This is a genomic window from Halobacillus locisalis, assembly GCF_013694105.1.
Taxonomy (GTDB): domain Bacteria; phylum Bacillota; class Bacilli; order Bacillales; family Halobacillaceae; genus Halobacillus; species Halobacillus locisalis.
Genome location: NZ_JACEFG010000002.1, coordinates 680,658 through 701,665, shown reverse-complemented (window position 1 = coordinate 701,665; position 21,008 = coordinate 680,658). Strand labels below are relative to the sequence as shown.

General features: G+C 44.4%; 17 protein-coding genes. 5 read left to right on the top strand and 12 right to left on the bottom strand.

Annotation, left to right across the window (positions count from 1 at the left end; all coding sequences use genetic code 11):
• The first annotated feature begins 499 nt into the window (after positions 1–499).
• Complete coding sequence (locus tag H0266_RS10560; protein WP_181472358.1) at positions 500–1,450, top strand: L-lactate dehydrogenase; 951 nt, start codon at positions 500–502, stop codon at positions 1,448–1,450.
• Between the two features lie 54 nt (positions 1,451–1,504).
• On the opposite strand, the gene H0266_RS10555 is transcribed toward H0266_RS10560, so the two are convergent.
• The 6 genes from H0266_RS10555 to H0266_RS10530 form a co-directional block, all read right to left on the bottom strand.
• The gene (locus H0266_RS10555; protein ID WP_181472357.1) at positions 1,505–2,254 is read right to left on the bottom strand and encodes an SDR family NAD(P)-dependent oxidoreductase; all 750 of its coding nucleotides are present in this window, start codon (positions 2,252–2,254) and stop codon (positions 1,505–1,507) included.
• Positions 2,255–2,370: 116 nt separating this feature from the next.
• On the bottom strand, positions 2,371–2,922 hold the full coding sequence (locus H0266_RS10550) for a redoxin domain-containing protein (protein ID WP_181472837.1): 552 nt from the start codon (positions 2,920–2,922) through the stop codon (positions 2,371–2,373).
• Entirely contained in the window at positions 2,922–3,533 is a 612-nt protein-coding gene (locus tag H0266_RS10545) for a hypothetical protein (RefSeq protein WP_181472356.1), read from the bottom strand. The genes H0266_RS10550 and H0266_RS10545 overlap by 1 nt, the downstream gene beginning before the upstream one ends.
• A 315-nt stretch (positions 3,534–3,848) precedes the next feature.
• A complete protein-coding gene (locus tag H0266_RS10540) occupies positions 3,849–4,400 on the bottom strand; it encodes a hypothetical protein (RefSeq protein ID WP_181472355.1) in 552 nt (183 codons plus the stop codon).
• A 15-nt stretch (positions 4,401–4,415) separates the two neighbouring features.
• Positions 4,416–5,783: a hypothetical protein gene (locus H0266_RS10535; protein ID WP_425484299.1), complete on the bottom strand. Its 1,368-nt coding sequence runs from the start codon at positions 5,781–5,783 to the stop codon at positions 4,416–4,418.
• Positions 5,784–6,215: 432 nt separating this feature from the next.
• A complete protein-coding gene (locus tag H0266_RS10530) occupies positions 6,216–8,177 on the bottom strand; it encodes a phospholipase D-like domain-containing protein (RefSeq protein ID WP_181472353.1) in 1,962 nt (653 codons plus the stop codon).
• 768 nt (positions 8,178–8,945) lie between these two features.
• On the opposite strand from H0266_RS10530, the gene H0266_RS10525 reads away from it, so the two are divergent.
• On the top strand, positions 8,946–10,148 hold the full coding sequence (locus H0266_RS10525; RefSeq protein WP_181472352.1) for a S8 family peptidase: 1,203 nt from the start codon (positions 8,946–8,948) through the stop codon (positions 10,146–10,148).
• A gap of 428 nt (positions 10,149–10,576) precedes the next feature.
• Here the strand turns inward: H0266_RS10525 and H0266_RS10520 are convergent, their stop codons facing one another.
• The 5 genes from H0266_RS10520 to galU all read right to left on the bottom strand — a co-directional run bounded on the left by H0266_RS10520 (position 10,577) and on the right by galU (position 15,223).
• Entirely contained in the window at positions 10,577–10,732 is a 156-nt protein-coding gene (locus H0266_RS10520; RefSeq protein ID WP_181472351.1) for a hypothetical protein, read from the bottom strand.
• Between the two features lie 51 nt (positions 10,733–10,783).
• Positions 10,784–11,674, bottom strand: coding sequence for a hypothetical protein (locus H0266_RS10515; protein WP_181472350.1), 891 nt, complete (start codon positions 11,672–11,674; stop codon positions 10,784–10,786).
• Positions 11,675–12,090: 416 nt separating this feature from the next.
• On the bottom strand, positions 12,091–13,218 hold the full coding sequence (locus H0266_RS10510) for a toxic anion resistance protein (protein WP_181472349.1): 1,128 nt from the start codon (positions 13,216–13,218) through the stop codon (positions 12,091–12,093).
• Positions 13,219–13,266: 48 nt separating this feature from the next.
• Entirely contained in the window at positions 13,267–14,127 is an 861-nt protein-coding gene (locus tag H0266_RS10505; protein ID WP_181472348.1) for a hypothetical protein, read from the bottom strand.
• Between the two features lie 211 nt (positions 14,128–14,338).
• On the bottom strand, positions 14,339–15,223 hold the full coding sequence (gene galU / locus H0266_RS10500) for a UTP--glucose-1-phosphate uridylyltransferase GalU (RefSeq protein WP_181472347.1): 885 nt from the start codon (positions 15,221–15,223) through the stop codon (positions 14,339–14,341).
• Positions 15,224–15,472: 249 nt separating this feature from the next.
• Here galU and H0266_RS10495 point away from each other — a divergent pair, with 249 nt between their 5' ends.
• Genes H0266_RS10495 through H0266_RS10485 form a run of 3 tightly spaced genes read left to right on the top strand, consistent with a single transcriptional unit; the run spans position 15,473 to position 18,297 of the window.
• Positions 15,473–16,453 carry a glycosyltransferase gene (locus tag H0266_RS10495; protein WP_181472346.1) on the top strand — a complete coding sequence of 327 codons (981 nt, stop codon included), beginning with the start codon at positions 15,473–15,475 and terminating at the stop codon, positions 16,451–16,453.
• Positions 16,446–16,859 carry a GtrA family protein gene (locus H0266_RS10490; RefSeq protein WP_181472345.1) on the top strand — a complete coding sequence of 138 codons (414 nt, stop codon included), beginning with the start codon at positions 16,446–16,448 and terminating at the stop codon, positions 16,857–16,859. The genes H0266_RS10495 and H0266_RS10490 overlap by 8 nt, the downstream gene beginning before the upstream one ends.
• Complete coding sequence (locus H0266_RS10485; RefSeq protein ID WP_181472344.1) at positions 16,849–18,297, top strand: ArnT family glycosyltransferase; 1,449 nt, start codon at positions 16,849–16,851, stop codon at positions 18,295–18,297. Before H0266_RS10490 ends, H0266_RS10485 begins: the two co-directional genes overlap by 11 nt.
• A gap of 527 nt (positions 18,298–18,824) precedes the next feature.
• On the opposite strand, the gene H0266_RS10480 is transcribed toward H0266_RS10485, so the two are convergent.
• Positions 18,825–20,534, bottom strand: coding sequence for an Ig-like domain-containing domain (locus H0266_RS10480; protein WP_181472343.1), 1,710 nt, complete (start codon positions 20,532–20,534; stop codon positions 18,825–18,827).
• Positions 20,535–21,008: the final 474 nt, after the last annotated feature.

Genomic DNA, 21,008 nt, shown 5'->3' with positions numbered 1-21,008 from the left:
CAGAGGAGATAATTCGGACATGTGGAACCTTATTTCGGACAATTGCGCTGAATTCGGACATTTTCCTAGGGAATTCGGACAAGCGTGCTCATAATTAGGACACTTTGCCGGGCGGGGCGGGATTCGGACATTTGAGTGGCTGATTCGGACAAAGGCTCACGGATTCCGGACATCAGAGGGAATAATCCGGACATGCGGAACCCTATTTCGGACAATTGAGCCGAATTCGGACATTTCCCCAGGGAATTCGGACACGCACGATCATAATTCGGACACCCCATTCCCCTCCAGCCAAAAAAACAAAACCATATATACAAAAACCAATCCAAAAATGCAAAACCTTCCAACCCAAACACCCAAAATGCTATACTTTTACTATAAAAATAGAACTACCAAACATTGTGAATTATTTCACAAAAACCATTGAATCTTTCCCCAAAATAGCGCATAATAATATTGTGAGGTGTTTCACAACCGAAAACCATTGGAGGAATGCATAATGACAACGACTACGGTTAACCGTGTTGCATTAATAGGCGCTGGATCAGTGGGAAGCAGCTATGCTTTTGCTATGCTGAACCAGGCGATTGCCGAAGAATTTGTGATCATCGATTTGAACGAAGACAAAGCCATGGGTGACGCGATGGACTTGAATCACGGAAAAGTGTTTGCGCCGAACCCGACGAAAACGTGGTACGGAAATTATACTGACTGCAAAGATGCGGATATCGTCGTCATTTGCGCAGGCGCGAACCAAAAGCCTGGCGAAACCCGCCTCGATCTTGTGAAGAAAAACATGACCATTTTCAAAGGCATTGTAACAGACGTGATGGACAGTGGATTTGATGGCATTTTCTTAGTGGCGACCAACCCCGTCGACATTTTGACGTATGCGACGTGGAAATTCAGTGGACTTCCGAAAGAGCGAGTGATCGGCAGTGGAACGATTCTAGATTCTGGCCGCTTCCGCTTCCTGCTCGGCGAGTATTTCGATGTGGACCCTGGCAATATTCACGCGAATATCATCGGAGAACACGGTGACACGGAGCTGCCGGTTTGGAGTCATGCGACTGTCGGCGGAGTTCCTATAAACGATATGATCGAGCGTGATCCTCAATATAAAGTCGAGGATTTGGATGAGATTTTCACCAATGTCCGCGATGCCGCTTACCAAATCATCGAGAAAAAAGGCGCGACATATTATGGTATTGCGATGGGTATGGTCCGCATCACGAAAGCCATCCTGCATAATGAGAATAGCATTCTGACCGTCAGTGCGTATTTGAACGGAGAGTATGGAACGGAAGATGTGTATATTGGGGTTCCTGCGGTCATCAATCGGAACGGCATAAGGAACGTTATGGAAGTGAAGCTGAATGAAAAAGAGCAAGAGCAGTTCGACCATAGCGCAAAAGTACTGAAAAATATTCTAGCTCAGAATTTTGATTAATAAAAAAGGACAGATCCATCGGCTCGGAGCCAGCGGATCTGTCCTTTTCCTATTTTATTTCGTATTCGTGAATCCACCATCAATGCGGATGACTTCTCCGTTGATGTACTGAGCAGGCGACGTCAGCAAGAAGGTCACGAGTTCAGCCACCTCTTCTGGTGTACCTAGACGCTTCTGCGGGATGCCAGATTCCGCGCTTTCCTTCATCTTCGGGTTATTATCAAAGAATTCTTTGACCATCGGCGTTTCCGTCGGTCCCGGGGCAATCGCATTCAGACGAAGTCCCTGTTCCGCGTATTCCGCGACCATGCTTTTCGTCAGGCCGATGATGCCGTGTTTGGTCGCCGAGTACGTGACAACAGAGTCTTGACCGATGACGCCGGCACTCGATGATGTATTGACGATCGAACCGCCGCCATTTTTCAGCATCGCTTCCGCTACGTAACGCACGCCGTATAGCGCACCTAACAAGTTGATGCCGACAATCTTCTCAATTTCTTCGACATCGGTATCCAGAAACTGTCCGCCACTTCCGGAGATACCTGCATTATTAAAGAAGTAGTCGATCTGTCCGAAGTGTTCCATCGTCTTATCGACGTACTTTTGCACGTCTTCTTTTTTCGCAACGTCCGCAACCACCGCGATGGCATCGACGCCTTTTTCTTTTACAAGATCCACCGTCTCATTGGCTGTCTCTTCTTTCACGTCAACCACGACGATGTTCACGTTCTCATCTGCTAAACGAAGTGCCGTGGATTGTCCGAGTCCACTGCCTCCACCTGTAATAATCGCTACTTTATTCATAGGGGTCCCTCCAATAGTTGTTTAAGTATCTTCCTCTATTAAATTACCCCGTCTGAAAATAAAAAAACAAATGGACAGGCAATTGTGGCTCTATGCCACGTTTACCTGTCCTTTCATCACAGCGCATTGAACCGCTGAATCATCATGTCATAATTCATCGCGCCACGCACAATCGCCTGCAGCCGCCCCTCTTCATCAATAAAAATCGAAGTCGGAACCGGGCGAATTTGATACATCTCCTTCACCTCAGCCTGCTCATCCATCACAATCGGAAAAGTCAGCTCGAAGTCCTCAGCGAAATCACGAACGTCCTCCCGCTTATTTTCCGTATCCGTCAAGTTGACAGCGAGAATCGTCACATCTTTCTCTTGGTGGATCCGCTCCATATCCGGCATCTCCGCCCGGCACGGCGGGCACCACGTCGCCCAGAAATTGAGCATCACCTTTTCACCTCTATAATCCGATAGCGACACCGTCTCCCCATTCAATCTTTCTAGGGTAAAATCCGGAGCCAGCTGCCCTTTCGATAATCCGGTATCCTCATTAGGTGAAGCTTCTCCGGTCGCTGGGCTGTCTTCTGACGTCGTCATCTGCCTCGAGTCGATCATATCGTAGACGGCCCAGCCGAACATCGCCGTCACGATGACCGCAATCACCAACTTCTTCATCACGTCACTCTCCTCCTTTGTATGAGAAAACCAATCACGAGAACCGTCCCCACGATAAGATAAAAGGCGGCGTGAATACGGATTCCCATTACGTTCGGAGCACTAGAAAACAGGCTCGCAATAATAGCTGTTGCCATACTTGCAGAGAACCAGAATAGCTGGTGTTTCTTTACGAGAAGAGAACCGATGTAGAGGACGAACCATAAACTCAGCTCCACTAGCGGCCGCTCCCCGTAGAAGACGGTAATCAAGAAATAAAAGGAAAACATAGTGGCAGCAAATAGCTGAAAGAGCTCTTTATAAGTGTCCGTTTTCCACTTTTCCTTTCTAATCGTCCGCACAAATACAATGCCCGTGACAACCAGTCCCAAATAAAACTCCAGCGTACCACTCGGGTACGCTAATACGGTGAGCGGGTGCTCCAGTAACAGAGGAAACTTCGTCACGAATTTCATGACGAACATCCAAATGAAGATCGTCGTCAGTAACGAGACGAACGTTTCGACTCTCTTCTTCTTTTTCTCCTTCGTTTGTGCCGTAAGTAAAACAAATAATAAAATTCCGATAATCGCGGCAATCACGCGCATCAATAAATAAGGAGGAATCTGCATGCCCTCCACCTCCTTTTGTTATGGGGACGGTTCTCGTGTAGAGTCGGACCTGTCCCCCTGTAGCATCCTCTCGACACTTTTCAACGTGAACGAGACTAGAAACTGTGGTGATGATCCTCATCTCAACGGTTTTGCACTGTAACATTCATCAAAAACGTGGTGAGGATGGCCGTCTAAGCAGTTTCAGTGAGACGTCCTCCTTAAAACTGCTTTGATGCGACTCCTCTCAACCGTTTTGGTGGCTGGATACAGTCAAAAACGTTGAGATCCCTTTATCGCACTACCGTAGTGGGGGGGGAGGCACCCAAAAAAACGTCAATCGTAATACTTATACTGCCACTCTTCCATCAGACCCACATGCATGTCGAACTGGAGGAAAATCCCTTCTATATCTTCCACCTTCAAGTCCTCGAAATCTATCTGTGCTTCAATGGAGGCCAGGTACTCTCCTTGACTGTCAAGTGTCTCCTGTAAGTCGACTGGAATTTCATCTGGTTCGTATTTTAAATATTGCTCCATCGATGCGACGATGACCTCCGCCTTCTTTTCCAAACCATCGATGTCCGCGGATTGCGGAAGCACTCCGGCATCGATCAGGGCCGTGTTCTCTGTCTCGATTTCTGTAACGAGAACCTCAAATCTCCATGCACTTCTTTCAATTTCCTCCTGCGTCCGTCTCTGCACGTTCGGGTTGGCCATTCGATCCAGCAACGTCGCATAGCTGAAGAAATAATTCATGTTTCTTTCAACGTTCGTAGCCAATGTTTCATCTAATATCGTGTAATACGTATGTTTTTTATACGATTGGTAGAATAATAATGCCGCAAGCAAGACGAACGGAATGATGATTAATGCTTTCTTTTTCATATAATCTCCCTTCTTTTATGAATAGACCCATAGCGACAGCGAGGTGATGCCGATTCCGATCAGCCCCAAACCTATGCTGTACGGTAGATTTCGCAAGACAATCTGATACGGATTCATCCTAAGTGCTACAGACGTAATCGTGACAATCAGTCCATAAGGCGCGGCAGGTACCGTCGCAATGGCGCATGTCGTCAGAAGAATCGTCAGCGTAACAGGTGGAAATGTGCCGGTCAAGAGCGCACTCACTCCGCCGAAAATCCCCATCGTTGCAATCGGATGGACCCCAATCAACGTCAGAATCAAGAACGCCCCTTGTATGAAGAACATGATCCATAGCGGGTTCCCTTCAAGCGCAATGAGCGGGTTTTGCAAGTAACTCAGGTAAGGCGACACATTCAATGTTTCGGTCAAAAACGAGAGTGATAGGAGCAGCACGATGAAGTTGTCCAACCGATTCGTTTTCCACTTCCACGTCGGCCATCCGATATGAAGGAAGCTTCTCCTGCGTTTGACCAAGACGGCCCACAAGAAAGCGAACGGGAAAATCGAGATTGTGACCGAGAACAGAAAGTCGAGCTGAACGACGTTACCGAGGAAGACGACGGTGCAGAGAAACAAGACGAGTGCGGCGATGAACTGGCTGAACTTTTTCTTGTCGACAGGCGGCGCCTCTTTCGTCGAACCAGCTGGAATCTCTTCATTGCGGAACATCCATTTTCCTACTAACGAGTCCAGCGCAATGCCGATTACTGCAATCAGAAGCATCCAAGGTAGCACTTGTAAGTAATTCGCTCCGGTAATGAAAATCGACGTCGCGAGCAGGATTTCAAGTGGACTCCACAATAGAGCCAGCGAATATCCTCTTAGCGTTGCCATCGTGATGAAGCTGTTGCGCACTTTCGTGTTCACGTTTTTCATTTTTTCCTTCAGTAAATCCTGTGAAATCGTCGCGGATGATAGATTTAGAAAAGCGGCAAGCGACACCATCGTCACTTCACTGCGTGCATACAACGTTCCGAGTCCACGCACGTTCCCACCGAGCAGTGACTGAAGTAGCTTATTATACCGTCCAGCCCGGACGACACTATTCATCCAAGGAAGCATCGAAATCAAAAGCAATAAACTGATGTTACCCGCGAAGAATAACGGGATATCCTTCAATGTCGCTTCTCCCGAAAAGAAGAAAAAGGTACCCGCTGCCAGAAGCACGAAGCCGAGAATTTTGAAAATGCGATCGGAACGGGGGAAGCTGATTGCCGTCATGACAATCGCCAGCACCCCGATAATTGTGAATAGCGTGGTATTCTGCCAAAACACGTGTAGGATGCTGAGCAGGAAGACGAACGAGTAAAATATGTATAAATGGTTCGATAGCTTGCGCACGGTCATTTCTCCTATCTAATAGACGCTCTGATGACCTCATCCTATACAGAAAGACCAAGATTTTCAATGATGACGGCCTCGTGGGGACGGTTCTGTTGTTTGGTTTGTGGCGGTCTGGTCGTGGGGACGGTTCTCATGGTGAGTTTCCCGATTGCGCCCCTTCTCGACACTTTCGAACGGGAGCTATACTGAAAACTGTGGTGATGTACCTCTTCAAGACGTTTTTGAACGCTGACATTCATTGAAAACTTCTTGATCACTCCCGTCAAAGCAGTTTCACTAATCCAACGTTCCTAAAACCGCGTTGATACCCTTCTTCTCGACTGTTTTGATGACTGAATAGAATCAAAACCGTCGAGAGCGCCGTGACTAAAAAAGAAGCCCCGCTCAAGAGTTTCCTCTCAAGCAGGACTTCCTTTTCTCCCCCCAAAATCAATTCGGGATCTGGCCACCCGCGACATCATAACGCGCATAAAACTCCTGCAAGAATTGATTCGTCACATCCGCATCATGGATGAACAGCATATTCTCATCATTGATGTCGTTGCCGTTCGTGCTCCAGTTGGTGGAACCGACGATGGTTGTCGGGTCGCTTGATGGGTGCGTTGAATCAATCAACATCGTTTTCGCGTGCATTTTGCGATCTTCCGCGTCCTCATATACCGGGGCCGCGTTGTTCCAGCGGACGTTCGGGTTATTGATGGACGTTTGGCTCGCGGTGCGTCCGGTCATTTCGATCGAAGCGGACCACCATTGGTTCCAGAAGCTCTGATCGAAGACGCCGCGCACATCGAATCCGGTCAGGCTTCCTTCCAAATCATTGTAGGACCCTTCCCATTTGTATTTCAGTTCGTCGACAAGCGCTTGGTCACTCCAGGCAAAGATGGAGAAATAGCTGCTGTAGTCGGCTTCATTTTTCACGTAAGACGTCATTTCGCCAATCGCATCGTCACCCGCGGAGAAGTAAATGTCGACTTCTTTTCCACCGACATTTACCGTATGAAGCGTGTTGTCAATTTTGCGTCCGTGATAGTTTGAAACGGCAGGGTCTGGCGTCAGTCCAGTGCTTCCCCACATCTCATCGAATTCCGTTTTGAAGACATCGGCAAGGTCGCTTGAATTCAGTTCGACGACATGCTGCGTGTTGCCTCCGAGCACGTCATTCTGCATGTTTTCCTCCGTGCCATAAAGTCCTGTCACCGTGAAGTTCCAGCTTCCTGTGAAGACCCATTCGCCGTCGATGACCGCGAATTTATTGTGCATCTGGTTGCCTGGGGAATAGTATCCGCCATCCTCTTTCTGCTCAGCATCCGCAAGCATGTAGCCGGACTCAGTGCCATTTCCGACTTCCGCCGTCACAGCCTCCAAGCCCTCAGGACTAGATGGCAGTCCGAATTCTTGACGAAGCGCCTGATCCTCGACGGCAAGCATCAACGAGTCCGAAAACACCTCCGTATCGTCGGATGTCCCGACAACGTTATCCGCTCCACGTACCAATTTTTCAACATACAAACGCATTGTCTGGTAACGCTCTGCATAATGTGGGTCGCTGCCATCTTTCGCATCGGCGATCACGCGCACGTCGACGCCCTCGGCTGCTTTATTCACAAGCGCATCGATGATTCCCGGGAGGTTGATTTCATAAGTGGCAAAGTCGATCGACGTCGTCGCGTTGTTGATGCGGTGAATCAGGCGATCCTCCAAGTTCACATTGTAGTTCGCTTCATTTCCTGGTGTGGCAAAATCCTCGTAAGCGCACTTATTGAAGTACACGTTGATACTCCCCGGTGCATCACTCACATTGTTCAACTGCTGGGCTGTCGTCGAGCACCCGGTCTCTGGGGCCTGACTGCTGCTTGATGAAGGCGTTCCGAATCCTTCCGTATATGTATCGGTTGCCGTTTTCCAATTCGAGCTGTCCGTCCCGCTTGCTTGTGGGTCGATTCGCTCCATTGTCGCTTTCGTACTGTTATCCCCAGCGTGCCAAGCATCGACGCTATCGATGACACCAGCACCATCATGCAGTTCCAGGGCTTCGCCTGAATTGCTCAGCGAACCTGTATAGATGAGGTCGGCTGTCACATTCGAAAGCGTCGAATCATCGGTTCTTTCCAATATGTAATGTCCTCCTGCCGCAATCGAACCTGATAAGCTGATTTGCGGAGATCCATCTGTCGCATTCAAAGTCCATCCTTCCAGAGAAATCGTAGAATCGGTCGTATTGTAAAGCTCAATCCATTCATCGTTGTAACTGACGTCTGTCCCCATCCAGGCTACCTCATTGATGACCACATCATTCGTCGTGGCCGCATGAGAAGACTGGGTGACCGGAATCCCTGATAAACTCAACACCATCATCATGACTACTAAGAAACTAGACTTCCACTTACGCATTGCCTCGTCCTCCATCCATGGAATGTGATTATTCTTTCAATTCTTAAAGTAACATAGATGGGAAGCTTGAAATCTTCTTTTACAACTTGTTTACAAAAACGAGCCGTTGGGCCTGCTCATCCCTCGTTAAGAAAGTGACATATGATATAGTTTTCATCCCCATTTTTCCAACAGAGGTGTTTGTGGGTGTTTGTGGGGACGGTTCTCGTGTGAAGTTTGAAGAAAATTAATTGGTCGTATCAGGTTACCAAGTGAGTCCGAATCCCGATTACATCTCTTAACAACCTTTTGAACAGAGAGTGAGGGCGAAAGCTGTATTAATGACCGTCATTATAGCGGTTTTGGTCACTGATATTTACCAATAACGTCTTTAGCATTCCTATTAAGACAGTTTCACTATATCTCACTCCTAAAAACTGCGTTAATACTACGGTTCTCTACCGTTGTGGTAGTTTCATACAGTCAAAGTCGGCGAGACAACCCACCAGAGAAACTACGAAGAGAATCCCCGCTCATGCGAGACTTCTCTTCTACGTCAGATCCTTCACCGCACTACCGCATAGGGGGTCAGGCACCCGAAAAAATTGTATACCACAACCATCATCTACAAGTCCAGTTTCAACTGGCTACATGGACTTGGGAAATGTGAGCTTCACATAGGCGCTTTAGTATACTAAATTCACCCCCTCTATCCCAACCCCGATTTAGCAGGTATTCTGTCTATTTCTCAGAATATGTAGAGTATATCTTTTTAAGGAGGAATAGAATTTGAAATTCAAAAAGCTCGCAACTCTGTCACTCGCTGCTACGTTAGCCGTCCTTCCTGTTTCTGGTCAAGCTTTCGCCGCTCCTGGTGTTGATGCACCTGTCAAAGACAACAAAATCAACCTATCTGAAGAGGTAGGAAAGTATAAGAAAGGTGAAGTGGTCGTTAAATTCAAAGAAGGCAAAAGCCTTTCTAGTAAACAATTAGAAAAATTCGATGCTAATGTTCTAGAGGACAATGAAGCCGTAGTCGATTCGAAGGTAAAAGTACTTAAGGTAGGAAATGTTGAAGCTGTTGTGAAGGCATTGAACAACAATCCGAACGTTGAATACGCGGAACCGAACTACTTGTTCGAAGCGACCTTCACACCAAATGATACTTACTACAGTGGTTATCAATACGGACCACAAAACACGGATACACCGGCTGCTTGGGATATTACACAAGGTAGCAGTTCCCAAGAGATCGCGATCATCGACTCTGGTGTAGATTATAACCACCCAGACTTGAACGACAAAACGATTTTAGGATATGACTTTGTCGATAATGATTACTACCCGATGGACCTGAACAGTCACGGTACACACGTTGCCGGTACAGCCGCTGCGGAAACGAATAACGGTACAGGTGTTGCTGGTATGGCTCCTAATACGAAAATCCTTGCTGTTCGTGCGTTGAACGCTCAAGGAAATGGTTCATTGAATGATATTGCGGATGCGATCCGTTACTCTGCTGATGTTGGTGCTGAAGTCATCAACCTTTCTCTTGGTTGTAACTGTGATACTCAGACATTAGAAGATGCTGTGGATTATGCTTGGAACAGTGGATCTGTCGTGATTGCCGCTGCTGGTAACGACGGAGTTTCCACAACATTCGAACCTGCTTCTTACACGAATGCGATTGCGGTAGGTGCTGTAGATAGCTCCAACAATGTCGCTTCCTTCTCGAACTATGGAACGTGGGTTGACGTTACGGCACCAGGTGTATCCATTGCTTCTACAACACCGAACAACGGATATGCTTATAAATCCGGAACATCTATGGCCGCTCCGCATGTCGCCGGGCTGGCCGGACTGCTCGCTTCTCAAGGTCGCTCGAACTCTAATATTCGCGCTGCCATCGAGCAAACAGCTGACCCGATCAGTGGTACTGGCTACTACTTCGAGCACGGTCTGATCAACTCTCTAGACGCTGTTCAATATTAATCTCAAATGAAGGCATCCTCCATTTCGATGGGGGATGTTTTTTTGTGTTTTTTCGTGGGGACGGTTCTGATGTAGAGTGGAATGAATATTAAAAAGAGCGAAATCAAAGATACTTTCCTCTGACTCCAACGCTTCTCTAAGAAAACACAGGGTAAATGATTACTTTATTCCAACTTACATACAATACTAAGAGATGCTCTATAGGAGGAATGAAAATGCGCGAAGATTACATAAGGAAGCGAGTGAATCTCTTCATTAATCAGGTTAAGGGGAAAGTTTCGCCGCCCTCTATCCTTAATAACATCGCTAATCAAAGCTTTTTTAAAAAGATGAAGAAAAAAAGAGCCCCTAAGGACTCCCTTTAATCAGGACAGTAGGATATAATCCAGTGCCTCCTTATAGCGAATGAAGATCAAAAAAAGCCCTCATTAGAGAGCTTTTTTCTCTTTACGTTGTTCGTGTAGATATTTTAATAAACTTGAAGTACCATCTTGGTTAGATTTGCTCTTCTTAATACGTCTCTGACGATTTCTCACGTACTCTTTCGCTTTCTCTTCTGGGGATACTTTATCCTTAACGGTCATAGTATCATCTCCTTCCCTTCCATTATACCAAATTTTGAACCGCTTGTCCCTTTACTCATCGTCTATCCGATCATCCGCATCCAGGATATATGTGACCATTAACTCCTCATATAAAATCTTAGAGTAATGGATGATACTCTGAAGGGCATCGACGTCATATTGCTCGAATGGTAAATCAAATCCGGTTTTCATGATCACAATGATGTGCTCTTCCGTATCCACTTTATACTGTCCTTTGGATTCCCCTTCAAATTCCTTCTCAAAATACGCTAAACCGACCAGCGTGTTCTCCCCATTCAATAATCGGTTCGAATAAACGGCTTGCTGGGTCTCCTTATTTCTGATGAGGAACTTATATAAACGCTTTGTGTTATGATCCATATTCCGAGGCGTATCTACAATGGACAGCTCTGACTTTAATTCGGGATAGAACACCTGTATGTAATCTCGATAATCAGAAGCTAAATAGCTGATGATTTCATGTTGCACCGTATTTTCTTTCATTCGCTGTTCAAACGATTGCTTGTCTTCATATATATCAGACAGGATTTCGACATTCTGTTCGAGCATGGAGGAGATGAAAGTGAAACGTTGGCGGATTCTCGTTTCCTCAAAGGAGCTATCTCCAATGTCGAATTCCATTTTATTAATTTTCACCTTTTTGACCATAGATAATGACATCCATACGATGAACAACCCGCCAGCTAGTACCAAAACCATAGCTAGAATTCCCATAAGGAATGGGATGTTCGCCATATGTTCGAGTATTGTTCCAGGGTTCGTGAACATAGGATCATTCCAATATTCCCAAACCGTATAGCCTCCTAAGCCTAGAGCTAACAGAAAGATGATGGTTATGGAAATGCCGTATAAACCTTTTTGGTGAGCCTCAAACCAGTCAATCAACCGGTCCACTCTTCGGAAAAACCAATTCTTATACACTGGAACGCGCCTCCCTTCACTCACTCTCATTTTCGAATACTATGTATATTCCATTTTACTATATTATCCATAAAATAAGTAGAGTGCTCATGGGGACGGTTCTCGTGTCAAAAACCAAGTGGATCTGACCACCTCTCCACACTTTCTAACTAGAACGACACTAGAAACTGTGGTGATGAAGATCTTCTCTACGGTTTTGGTCGCTGACATTCACTAAAACCGTGGTGAGAACGTCAATCAAAGCAGTATGCCTGAGTCGTCCATCTCAAAACCGCGTTGATCCCACTTCTCTCTACCGTTTTAGTCACTTAATACAGTCAAAACCATCTAGATTTCCGAACAAAAAAGAAGCCTGACTCAAGAGTTTCCTCTCAAGTAAGACTTCCTTTATAACCCCTCAGTCAGACACTGAACCATCAGTTTGTATTGCGGGACAGTTCAGAACTCCTACTTGGAAGTTTCTTCGACTCCGACAACCTCTCCCGAACACGATCATTCAACGTATCCATCTCCTCGATGAACTTCTCACTCGAAGCAATGATTCGTTCAGAAGACTGTTCCGTCGTCTTCAGAGCATCAAATACATTATCGAACGATTCCTGCAACGCTTCCATTGAAATGGACGGGTTCTCCATCAGTTGCGTAGTCTCTTCTGTCGTTTGTTTCAAACTGCGAGAATTCGAAAGCAGCATCTCTTCCGTCGCTTTATTGACGCCGTTGACCGTATCAATGACCTGCCGCTGATTATTCAAGGCCAGTTGAATAGCCGCCGAAACGGTAATGATGTTTTTCGTCAGCGTCACAGCATTACGAATCGATTCTTTCAACTTTTCATTGTTCTTCTTGATGATATCAACAGACGTCATACTCTGATCGAGCACGATTTTCATTTGCGTCATGTTTCTCGTTCGGGTAATGATTTTCTCTTTTCCTTCTGTTAAAAGAGCTGGGTCATAATTGCCCTCTGTCTCTTTTTCTTTCAAAAGCTCAAACAGCTTCTTTCCAAGGTAAATCTGCTTCTCCAAATCATAAATCCGCTTCTGCGCATTCTCCTTGATCATCTGCAGTTCAACGCTGTCTTCCTCAAGCTTGTCTTTCCCTGCCAGAAGGCTACGAATGATCATATCGATCTTGCCGTCGATCGTTTCATATTTTTTCATATAGCGATCGATCGGTTTCGATTTGCTTAACTTATAAAAGAACTTCTGGACACCGTTTCCTTCCGTCCGTTTCGGGTCAAGATCGGACACGACTCTTTCAAGCTCATTCAACGTTTGCGGGATATCGTTATTGCTTTTGTTCATCAGGTCGTTCACAGGACGTTTCATCGTCTCCATCGTTTCGCCTGCGACATGCTGCTCTTTTTCACCTAGATCGGCCAGTTCCTTCAGCACTTCTGAAAGGGACGGATCCTGTGATGATTCCAATCGTTCGGCATACACTTCCGCTTCCTTATTCAAACGCTCGATATCTTCTTTTCGAATCAACGTGACATCTACATCTTCAGGGCTGAGCTGATCATTATGGACAGAATCTGAACTCATCGTACCTCTCTCCTTCCTGATTATATGACGGAAATAACTTCTCCAACCTTAGAACAAGTCGTCTTCATCATCCTGACTGTTCTTGTTGTATTTCGAAGCGATGACGCCTTTACTTTTATCAAAACTCTGCGAATAGACTTCCTCTTCTTTTCGTTCCAGCTTCTCGATGAATATCTTCAAATCGCTCATCGTCTCAAACAGCTCGTCCTTCTTCCTTTCCTTATTCTCATCGGAAAGTTTCTGGAACGATTCGATGAACGTCGGAACATCTTTATCCACCATCGTTTCCAATGCGAATTTATCTTCAATCTCAAGTTCTTCAATACGCCTGTACTGTTTGGCCGACCGTTTCGTTAGCGTAAGCCATTCCTGTTGGAGATCAGGGTGGTGTTCCAAAAACGGAAATTCCCAGCTTTCGAATCTTTCCGCATCGCCTGGAAATTCGGAGGATTGCTTCTCCCCTTGTGATTCCGCTCCTCCTATATACGTGTTGAGGTGGGTGAAAAGTTTCATCGAAAACTCACTTAATATATCTCTGAGCGCTTTTCGCCGGGCAAACTCTTCTTTCATATAAGTCGGAAAGAACGCTTTTCGCTCTTCATTCAATTCAAGTCTCGCAATCAACATTTTCGGAGGCTTTCCGTAAATCTCGATCGTCGTGTTGAATGTATTCGTTGAGGGAATGACCACGGTGACTAACACCCCATCCCACCATACATCCAGTATCGTCCTCGTTTTCATCTCTGCGGTTTCTTTTATATCAAGGTCAAAATAGACGGGGCGCTTACCTTTGAGGACCTGCTTCATGTTCCTCATCGTATGAAAATCGATATATCGCTGATATTCAGAAAGGTAAGGCATGAACGTTTTTTCCAGGTTCTCTAAAGTGGAAGAGTAGAGGTTCGCCATGACGCATCATCCCCTTTATGATTTTCCTTTGTGCAGGCAAATTTATAAGAATATACTACTTCCAGAATACCATAAATCGGAATGTGAGAATAAGCAATGTGTAGGCAAGTTACTATCATAAAAATTCCGATCAAACTGTCGGACTCCTGGAAATAAAAAGACCAGGAAACAGACACTCTCGCTCCCTGGTCACGCTTATCGTCTCATTTTGTTAAGGTTTAACTTGTTTTTCGTTTTGAACGAATTCCTTCATTAACTCTACTACATCATCTCTAAGTTCCGGACGTCCTAGAGCTACCTCAATCGTCGTCTTTATGAAACCAAATTTCTCCCCTACATCATATCGTGCCCCTTCAAAGTCATAAGCAAAAACTTGCTTTGTTTCATTTAAATGATGAATGGCGTCTGTGAGCTGCACTTCCCCACCTGCGCCTACTTCTTGGCGGTTAAGGAACTCCATGATCTCTGGAGTCAGGACATACCTGCCCATAATGGCCAGATTAGAGGGCGCTTGACCTTGTGGAGGTTTTTCAACAAATGACTTCACTTTGTATAGTCGTCCACTTTGCGTATCCGGTTCAATAACCCCGTAGCGATGTGTCTGGTTGTCTGGAACTTGCTGAACTCCGATGACAGGTGAATGAGTACGCTCGTATTGATCCAACAGTTGTTTAAGTCCAGGCTCTTCAGATTGGATAATGTCGTCACCAAGAAGAACAGCAAATGGATCATCGCCAATAAACTTACGAGCGCACCACACGGCGTGTCCAAGTCCTTTAGGTTCTTTTTGACGGATGTAATGAATATCTACATTCGACGTTTCGTTCACTTTCTCAAGCATTTCAAACTTTTCTTTTTCCATTAAATTGTTTTCTAGTTCAAAATTCTTATCAAAATGGTCTTCAATAGCACGTTTCCCTTTTCCAGTCACAATGATGATATCTTCAATACCAGATTCGATCGCCTCTTCTACAATGTATTGAATCGTAGGCTTGTCCACGATCGGGAGCATTTCTTTAGGCATCGCTTTGGTGGCAGGTAGGAATCTAGTGCCTAATCCCGCTGCTGGAATGATGGCTTTTTTCACTTTTCCCACTTTCTATTCTTCCTCTCTACGTTGAATCTACAATAAAAGTTGATGTAATTTGAATTGTAACAAACATTACCAACTTAGATCACCTTTTTACTCATTCGATAGGACATTTTTATTTATTGTTAAATACCATACAAAACAGGAAGTTCCTTGCTATGGTCTTCCCATATGTTACAATTAAGAGCGTTATTTTTATTAATTTTAATTATATTCTTTCCTTTGATATGTAAGTCCCGAAAGGAGTTTACTACAGTGAAACAGATTACGATCCTGATTCCTGCTTATAATGAAGAAGAATCTTTACATCATTTATATAATCGATTGCTAGAATCCACTTCAGACCTGTCTCATTATGCGTTCGAATTCTTGTTCGTCAATGATGGAAGTCAAGACGCCACGATGGAAATCATCAAGGATTTACGAAAAAAAGATGAGAAGGTTTCCTATGTGGACTTATCGAGAAACTTCGGAAAAGAGACCGCCATGATCGCAGGGTTCGATTATGCCAAAGGGGATGCTGTCATCATCCTTGATGCGGATTTGCAGGATCCGCCTGAGCTGATCCCTGAGATGGTGAAATACTGGGAACAAGGCTATGATGACGTTTATGCGAAGCGTCGAAGCCGTCGCGGCGAGACAATCATGAAGAAAGCGACCGCCGGTCTTTTTTACAAACTTCTGAAGCGTATGAGTCAAGTGCCCATTCAGGAAAACACCGGGGACTTCCGTCTGCTCGATCGCCGCTGTGTCGAAGCGATCAGACAGATTCGTGAAACCCAGCGTTATACGAAAGGCATGTTCAGTTGGGTCGGGTATCATAAAAAAGAAATCCTCTTCGATCGTGATCCTCGTATTTCTGGTGAAACGAAGTGGAATTACGGCAAGCTTTTCGACTTAGCGATTGAAGGGGTAACCTCCTTTACGACCGCTCCCTTGAGGTTCTCCTCATTGATGGGAATCACCGTATCCTTTTTCGCCTTCTTATATATGATTTGGATTATCTTCAAGACGATTGCCTTCGGGGAGTCGGTTGCCGGTTATCCTTCCCTTATGAGTGTCATTCTATTTATTGGAGGTATCCAACTGATTGTGCTTGGTATCATTGGTGAGTATCTTGGACGAGTCTTCAATGAGACGAAGAACAGACCGCTCTATTTCATTCACGAATATAATGAGGAGAGAGTCATGAACTTTAACGGCCAAAAGAGAGTGAGTCAGAACAACAATGATTAAAACGTTGCTGCGAAATGAGTTATTCATGTATTTACTTTTTGGCGGACTGACCACTCTTGTCAATATCGTCGTCTATTATGGTCTAGCTTCGGTTCTGTCGATGGACTACAGACTGGCTACCTCCTTAGCATGGGGAGCGGCCGTACTTTTTGCCTTTTTCACAAATAAAGCGTATGTATTCAAAAGCAATCAATCGATTCTATCTGAAATCGCCCCTTTCATAGGGGCACGTTTTTTTTCATTAGGACTGGATCTTGGTGTCATGATTCTGCTGGTCGATGTCCTTGTAATGAACGACCTGTTTTCCAAAATCATCGCCAACGTAGTCGTTGTCATCTTTAACTATATCATCAGCAAATATTATATATTTAATGGAAAAAAGGAGTCTTTCTCCGATGATCAATAAGTATTTTAAGTTATTTTGCGCTTTTGTCATTCTTACTTTCGGTCTTATTTATATGGGAGCGGGTGTTTATTTTAACTGGCTGTCTTTTGATGAGCTTTATGTAAGGCCTGATCTTCTTATTGGCCTCGGCAGTATAGCCGCTATGGCTTTGACCTATCTATTAACGTCACAAAAACTGTCCACCCGGGTCTTTATCATCAGTCTGCTTGGGGTCAGCTTTCTGGTGCGAATTCTATGGGTTTTATATGTGCCAGCCCAACCCGTATCAGATTTCTACATTCTACACAGAGCGTCTATGTCAGCTTCAGAAGGTAATTTCGCCTTTATGGAAAGTGACTATTTCCAGCGCTGGGTGTATCAACTCGGCTTTGTCATGTACCAGGCATTTCTCCTTTTCATTTTTGGTGATCAACTATTTCCGCTACAGCTGATTAACATTCTACTCAGCTGCGCGACCGTGTTCATCGTATATAAAATCGGGGTCCAGCTCTTTAACGAGCGCGTCGGAAGATTAAGCGGCATCGTGTACACGTTTTACCTTCCCACCATCATCATGACGTCTTTGCTTACGAACCAGATCTTAGCTACCTTCCTTTTCTACCTAGGCGCTTATCTGCTTGTTCGCCACTTTGAAAAGAGTACATGGGTTTGGGCTGTGATTGGCGTGCTCTTTGCATTCGGTCATATTATCCGACCACTTGGACCTTTCGTGCTGTTAGCAACAGGGTTATTCATCTTCGTTGTCTTCATGCTTGGAAAGAGACTTCGAGAAGCGCTCTTTTCAGCAGGGAAACTAGCCGGAGTCATTGCTACTTACTCGCTTGTTCTATTCATTGTCTCCCAGTCTCTTATGCTCTCAGGTGTTTCGGATTACCCTTTAGAGAACAGGGATCCACTTTGGAAATTTGTTATCGGGTTAAACCATGAAACGAGCGGAACGTATTCCGATAGCGACTTGAAGCTATTGAACCAGTACGAAGGAGAAGAACGAGTAGAAAAGGAAAGAGAGTTGATTGAGGAACGCCTCGAAGACCCATCCCGGCTTGTCGAATTATTCAGGGATAAGTTTGAAATGATGTGGGCGAACCTTGATGCCTCCGTCATATGGGGGTATGGAGATCGTAACGAGAATGTGAAAGAACGGCTGTTCCAATTGGAAAAAGCGATGTATTTCCCTCTATTCCTCTACGGTGGCCTTGGTATTCTCGGTCTTTTCGTTGTCTTGAAACGAAATGCCCAAGACCCTAAACAGCTCGCCCTATTCTTTGTCTTGTTCATTATCGGTTATGCCATGATCCATCTGCTTATCGAGATACAGACAAGGTATCGTTTCGTCCTAATGCCGAGTTTGATTGTGATTCAAAGTTACGGGGTCTATATGCTTTATGAAGGAATCAATAAGCTGAAAAGTCGCATAGATTCACGAAAAGTGGAATAATCTATTGTACCAAATCTATTAAAACACCTTTCAATTGCAAATAATTATTTGCAATTGAAAGGTGTTTTTTATGAAATGAAAGAAGCAGTGGTTCTTAGTCTTACAGCTTCATTTAAAGTCTGCTTTGAAATATCCTCCTCCCCCCCCTTTCAAGTCAGCAATAGTTATCGCTGTTTTCATGATACTCAGCTGTTCACGATCACCATAGCAAATAAACGTACATACCTAGTCGACACCAGCTTCACCAGAGTGCCTGACCCTAGCTCACATGCTCATGAAAGAAACACTACTATTGGAAAACACACAAAAATAATCAAGTAACGAAAAAATGCGTGTCAGACTCCTGACCGCATATAACTCATAAAATAAAAAATTCTCGCTCAAGAGTTCCCACTCAAGCGAGACCATTCTACATCTATACCTTTATATCACTAACATAGTAGGGGCAGGCACCGAATTTCGGACCACAAAAAAGAAGACCCGTCCGAGAGTTTCCTCTAAAACGAGACTATCTTTTACATATTAAGCTATTGCCCACTATCTACTTCTAAATAGTCAGTAGAACTTGGATACACGGGCTGTTCCGATTCACGATTAGCTCGGAAAAACTCCACAAGATCACTGATCATATAATCTGTAATTTCATGACCAAGATCATAATATAATCCGAAAGCTCCTTCAGCACTTGATTGGAAGTACAACTCTTTATTATTTTCCCACCTCGTCGGATACATTTCTTCGCCCATGAAATCCTTAATGAGCTGTTTTTCTTCAGGGCCGAAAGTATCACTGTATTGATAGGTGTCGTTACGGTCCCCTTCTCCCTGATACATGAAGTTCGCGACATTATTATAAGCCTTCAGGTCAAAAGGTTGGCCTGTAATTTCTTCAACATCTGCTACTCCAATCGGATAAATCAGTTCTCTGCCATCGATCTCTTCCATCGGGATGATTGCCGTACTGTTCACTCCTCCAGAAGCTACTGCTTTGACCCTTTCTGGGTGTAAAGCCGCCCATCTGTTTGTGAAGTTCCCTTCGGCGGAATACCCAGACAAAAATACTTTGTCGCTTTCTACACCTTGATTATTTTCATTTAAATAACTTATGGCATGATCTATCATCGATTCCAATTGCAAATCAAGCCCACTCATCTTCTCAATATCGTTCAGCGTTAAATCTTCCCTATTCAAACTCTGTAAAAATCGATCATCATCTTTCATATCACTGTACATATCATCAAGTGTCATCGTATAACGATCCAAAGCATGGGAATAAAAGTAACCTCCATCATATCGAGCTCTGTACCTTGGAAATGCGGGTATCAAAACAGGTGACCATAACTTCTCACCAATATCTCGAACTAAAGGATACCGAAATGATTCTTCTTGAGTCCTCTCTAACGTATCTAACATTCCTTCAGTCGGACCCGTATTGTTGGGAACAACCATCAATCGTCTAGCAGAATCTTCATTACGCTGTTTATGTTCATCTGAAGGAATTCTAAGGAAATAAGGATAGTTAAAGCCTTTCTCCGGCTGAGCAGGTACAAGAATAAAGCGTTCCTCATCTTGATCAGATGAGATAATAGGAAGTCCAGATGTTCGGAAGGTTATGTAGTATCTATCCCCGTTTTTCATATAAACTTTCAGCTTATATGCCTCATTCATGTCTAAAGGCAACAGCCCTTCTTCAGTATCTATTTTTAACTGATCACCTTCAATAGATACTAAGCGACTCAAATTCTCACCCTTTTTAGAGATTCCCATCAAATCAATATTTTGCTCCTCAATCCCATAAGAGTTGAGAGATACGTCCGGAGAATAAATATCCATAGATTCCCCGATTTCGTGCTCGTGCGTTCCAAGATCAGACTGATTGTCCGCTGTTTCGGACCTTATTGTAAAATCCAATACGATCTCCTCTTTCAAAGGAACGCCCTCTTCAGAAAGAATCCCACTGGAAACACGCAATAGATAGGTACTCCCTTGTTCATACCCCGTGGATGGAGAGCGTACCTCGACAACTTTGTCACTGATCACGTCGACTTGCACACCCACCATATTTCCTTCTAAATCAGAAACTTTAATAGAATCCTCATTGACGGTGGTAGGGTCAATTTCTGTATTAAAGGTAATCGTCCATGTCTTGCTCTCAGAAACATCAGCGTAGGAACTCATAGGAAATGTGAACATTACTATCAATAAAAAACCGATAAAGCCAATACACTTCATGTTCATCAGTCATCCACCCTTTCTAAATACTTTTACATACCATCACCGTAAGGAAGAAGGTGTTTCATCAACTTCACCCTGACACAAGTAGGCAAGGTCATCCATCACTACTTTGCTTGAATCAAGATTCTCGCTGAAGATTCAAAGTCATATTCATCAACAGCCCCACTCCCCTGACTAGCTTAATCCGGTGTCTCTACTTGAATCGTCACGACCTTTTCATCCACTTCGTTGATAATTTCGGTGGTAGTTTGTCATTCTTCACATTTGTTGTCGACCATTCTTCTGCTTCTACCTTCATAAGTTTTAGGATAGAAAATAAAAAGAGAAAAGTTATCAAAAAAACAATAGACTATTTTAACAAATAACCAGCCTTTCTAGTATTTATTATTCAATACAAATATACCATAAATAAATCGATAAATTAACAGATTATTCTATTTATTATACTTATTAAAAATAAAAAGGACAGGTTCCTAG